The 4,361-nt window shown below is 72.6% G+C and carries 3 protein-coding genes and 1 pseudogene; 2 read left to right on the top strand and 2 right to left on the bottom strand.

Annotated elements, in window-relative coordinates; translation table 11 throughout:
- Positions 1-1,425: vWA domain-containing protein (locus N864_RS19665; RefSeq protein WP_205621005.1), on the bottom strand; the 1,425-nt coding region annotated here is incomplete at its 3' end.
- Positions 1,426-1,465: 40 nt separating this feature from the next.
- Complete coding sequence (locus N864_RS19660; protein ID WP_034721326.1) at positions 1,466-2,857, bottom strand: sigma 54-interacting transcriptional regulator; 1,392 nt, start codon at positions 2,855-2,857, stop codon at positions 1,466-1,468.
- 176 nt (positions 2,858-3,033) lie between these two features.
- On the opposite strand from N864_RS19660, the gene N864_RS19655 reads away from it, so the two are divergent.
- The gene (locus N864_RS19655) at positions 3,034-3,987 is read left to right on the top strand and encodes a hypothetical protein (protein ID WP_034721324.1); all 954 of its coding nucleotides are present in this window, start codon (positions 3,034-3,036) and stop codon (positions 3,985-3,987) included.
- A pseudogene (locus N864_RS19650) lies at positions 3,968-4,361 on the top strand (hypothetical protein); the annotation flags it as partial. The gene N864_RS19655 and the pseudogene N864_RS19650, both read left to right, overlap by 20 nt.

Below are 4,361 nucleotides of genomic sequence, written 5' to 3'. Positions count from 1 at the left end.
CGCGCCCGTCGAGTGAGCGCGTTCTCCGGTTGCGGTCCGTCGAGTGAGCGCTTCGTCACTCGTGGCACTGCCGCCCATCGTCCGCAGCACCGCGTTCGAGACGGTCCGGACGGTGTCGAGGGGCAGCTCGTCGCCGAAGGCCCACTGCCGCGTCAACCCGGTTGGCTCGTCCGCCTGCCCGGACCGGCGGTCGTCGTGGTCGCCTCGTGCCGTCGCGAGCCCCTCGAAGACGCGCCGCAGCGCGGTCTCGCCGAGGCGACGGACCGCCCGCGGCGTGAGGCGCAGCCCGTCGTCACCCTGCGTGAGGTAGCCCTGGCGCTCGAGCTCGCGCTCCAGTCGGCGCAACGCCTCGAAGTCCCGGGCCGCATCCGCACCGAGGTGGCGCTCGAGCCGTTCGACGTCGACGTCATCGAGCGTGGCGCCGTAGTAGCCCTGGCTCAGCTGCTCGGCCAGCGCTTCCAAGTCGGCCACCTCGGCGACCGCCTCGACGGCTGCGCCGTAGCCCAGTGGCTCGCCACCCGGCTGCATGCCGACGGGCGTCCCACGGTCGAGCCCCGGCCGGAGCGCGCGGAGGTTGTCGGCCAGCTGGGCCATCTCGCTCGCGAGGTCGGCGTCGGCGAGGGCGTCACTCATGAGCTGGCTCAGCTGCTGGCGCTGCTCGGGGGTGAGGGAGGCGAGCATGCGGGCCGCTGCCGCCTGCCGGCGGGCGAGGGAGTCGATGAGCTCGTCGACGTTCTCGGGGTTGTCGGGGAACAGGTCGCCGTGCTTGTCCATGAAGTCACGGAACTGGTCGGTCGTGTCCTCGCCACGGGCGTGGGCGGCCAGCAGCGAGTTGAGGTCGGCCAGCATGTCCTTGACGTGCTGCAGGGCCTCGGGGTCTTGGCCGGTCAGGGCCGCCATGAGCCCCTCGAACTGCGCATCGAGCAGCTCCCGACGCAGCATCTCGGCGATCTGGTCGTAGGCCTGCGCTGCCTCCGGCGAGTGCCACTGGTACTCGGAGAGGGCCCGCACCGCACCGGCGGTGTCGTTCGGAAGCGTCGCGAGGTCCATCTCGGCGAGCCTCGCCCCGTCGCTCTCCTCCCCCGCGAGGGTCTGGCGCTCCAGGTCGAGGGCCTGGTCGAGCAGCTCACGGACCTGGTCGAGGGTGCCGCCGAGGTCTCCCCGACGCCGGGCGGCCTCCCGCATCCGGCGGATGCGGTCCGCGATCTCGTCCAGCCCCCGCCGGCCGTCGAGACCGCGTCTGAGCACGTCCCGCAGCGCCTCCCGGGTCGTCCCGCCGGCCAGCACGTCGCGGCCCATCTCGTCGAGCGCGGACCGGACGTCGTACGGCGGCGCCAGCGGATCGGGTCCGCCGTGCCACGGGCCATACCGGAACCGCCCATGTGGGTTGTCCCGCATCTCGTGCCGATCCCCGACCCTGGTCATCACCTCACGCTACGTCCGGCTCGCCGACCCGTCGAGCGGCTCAGGCGCCATACACCGTCCGCCCGGCCACCGTGTCCTTGTCGATCCGGCGAGTCAGGTGCAGACCCTCGAGGACGAACTCGACCGCGGCCGCCACGTGGCCGGGCGAGGCGTCGTCGCCGTCGCCGAGCCGGTCGAGCACCTTCGACAGCCCCGGGACCGGCCCCACCTGGGCCAGCAGGTCCGCGCCGGTCACGAGGTCACCGGTCTCGACAACCGACCCGTCCTCGAAGAGCCCGGTGAACCCGCTCAGGTCGAGCCCGGCCAGCCGGGACCGGAATGTCTCCGCCATCGAGACCTTCAGGACGTGCTCGAGGATGTCGCGCTCGCGGCCCTCCTCGCCCATCTCGAACTCGACCTTGCCGAGCAGGGTGGGCACGATCGTCGGCACGTCACAGACCCGGGCCACGGCGGCGTCCTCGTGCATCCGCGCCGCCCTCCGCAGCGCCGACGCGGCCACGCTCTCGGCCCCGGCGATGGCGAAGCGCGCCGACACCCCGGAGCGCTGGTCGACCGACCCCGACTCGCGCAGCCCACGGGTGAACCGGGCGATGACCTCGACGAGATGCTCCGGCACGTCCGCGACGAGCCGGGACTCCTGGGCGACGACGGCGACCTCGTCCGACACCTCCTGCGGGTAGTGCGTGCGGATCTCCGCCCCGAACCGGTCCTTCAGCGGCGTGATGATCCGGCCGCGGTTCGTGTAGTCCTCCGGGTTCGCCGTCGCGATGAGGAGCAGGTCGAGCGGCAGCCGCAGCGCGTACCCCCGGATCTGGATGTCGCGCTCCTCGAGCACGTTGAAGAGCGCGACCTGGATCCGCTCGGCGAGGTCGGGCAGCTCGTTGAGGCCGAAGATGCCGCGGTTCGCCCGCGGGACCAGTCCGTAGTGCACCGTCTCCGGGTCGCCCAGGGTCCGGCCCTCGGCGACCTTGATCGGGTCGACGTCACCGATGAGGTCGCCGACGCTCGTGTCCGGAGTGGCGAGCTTCTCCGAGTAGCGTTCGTCGCGATGCCGCCACCGGACCGGCAGGGCCTCGCCCAGCTCCGACTTGAGGGCGAGGCACCGGCGGCACACCGGCTGAGTCGGGTTGTCGTTGATCTCGCAGCCCTCCACGGTGGGGCTCCACTCATCGAGCAGCCCCGCAACCGTGCGCATGAGCCGGGTCTTGCCCTGACCGCGCTCGCCGAGCAGGACCAGGTCGTGCCCCGCCAGCAGGGCGCTCTCGAGCTCGGGCAGGACCGTCTCGTCGAAGCCGACCATCCCGGGGAACGCGCTCTCGCCCGCCCGCAGCCGGACGACGAGGTTCTCCCGGATCTCCTCCTTGACGGGCCGGTGGCGGTAGCCGGTCGCGAGGAGCTCACCGAGGGTCGATGTGGTCGGTGCCGGAGTCATCGAGGGATCCATCCGCCCACGCTACGTCCGAGTCAGCTGCCCCGCCTACCGCCCACCGCCGCACGGCAGGTGACCCCCCACGAGCGACGTGCCGTACCTCACGAGCGGCCCGGGACCTTCGGCCCCCTCCGACTGGTACCCGAGCATCAAGGCTGGGGAGGAAGGGAGTGGTACCGATGACAACTGCCCTGCACGAGCTCACGGAGGACACGCGATTTCGCCGGCTCGGTGGCTGGCGTGCCGACGCGTGGCACCGCTTGGACCTGCTGGCCCAGGACATCAAGCGGCTGCAGCCGGTGGCGACGGGAAGCACCTCGGCCCCTGACCGGGGACTGCGGATCCACGAGGTCCAGCAGGAGCTCCGGGAGGTCGCGCGCGAGCTGAACAGCGCCGGTCCGGACGAGGTGTGGCAGAGCCTGCACGAGGTCGAGGAGCACATCGCGCGCCTCTCCATGGGGGAGCAGCTGCGCGACTACGCCGTCTGGGCGGTCGACCACCTGACCGATCCTTCGCTCAAGGGGAACCGGGCCGCGACGACCGGCACGGCGTGGGAGCACGTGCGGGCGGCCGCGGAGCCGCACGCGCCGGCGCCCGATGCCGAGCTCGCTGCCGACGTCGCTGCCGCCCTCCACCGGGCGCACACGGCGATCGACCGCAAGCACCTCGAGGCCAACAACTGCAGCGCCCGCCTGCGGACGGCGACAATCGGGATCCTCGCGCTCAGCGTGCTGATCCTCGTGGCCGCGGCCGCGCTGCCGCAGCTGCCGTTCCTCGTCGGCCTCGAGAAGTTTCAGGGCGTGAGCGCCGTGCAGGTCGCCGTGCTCGTCGCGCTCGGTGGGCTCATCGGCGGCTCGTGGGGGGCGTTCCCGACCTTCACCAGTGCCGAGCGGGACACCTACCGCGTACAGTACGTCCGCGCCGCCGCACGCCTCGCCATGGGCATCCTGTCCGCACTCATCGGAGTCTCCCTCGTCGGCGCCGGCTGGGTGACGGGCCTCGCCGGTGACTCCGCGCCCGCGCTCTTCGCGGTGTCCATCGCGTTCGGCCTCGCCCAGGAGCCGGTCACACGCCTGCTCGAGGGCAAGCTCGCCGAGAAGGGGGGCGACGCGAGTGGCAACCCCGCCGCGTGAGCCCGCTGAGCGGCATACCGATGAATCCGTATGCCGCTCATGCCCGTCCGACGGCCACGTCCCCTTCCACGCGTGGCTGGCCGAGCGGTGGGAGCTCGGCTTCCTCCTCGTCTCGCTCGCCGCGCTCGCTGCGGGCGGGGTGGCCTGGTTGGGCCACCGAGACGACGTGGCCCAGGGGATCTGGGCGGGCGGCACGGTGGTCGCCCTCGTCGTCTCTCTCGCCGCCGTCGCCGTGGCGATCGCCGCCCGGCGGACGAGCGTCGACATCATCGCCCTGCTCGCCCTCGCTGGCGCGCTGTGGGTGGGCGAGCCCTTCGCCGGCGCCCTCGTCGGAGCGATGCTCGCCTCCGGCCAGTGGCTCGAGGCGCGGGCCG

Origin of the sequence: Intrasporangium chromatireducens Q5-1 (assembly GCF_000576575.1) — a bacterium.
In the GTDB taxonomy this organism is placed as follows: domain Bacteria; phylum Actinomycetota; class Actinomycetes; order Actinomycetales; family Dermatophilaceae; genus Intrasporangium_A; species Intrasporangium_A chromatireducens.
Note: the sequence above shows the minus strand (reverse complement) of the source record. Positions and strands in the feature narration are given on the sequence as shown.

What these genes read in the sequence shown, in the direction of transcription:
- N864_RS19655 (WP_034721324.1), top strand. Translation starts at nt 3,034, where the DNA reads ATGACAACTGCCCTGCACGAGCTCACGGAGGACACGCGATTTCGCCGG.
- N864_RS19660 (WP_034721326.1), bottom strand. Translation starts at nt 2,857, where the DNA reads ATGACTCCGGCACCGACCACATCGACCCTCGGTGAGCTCCTCGCGACC.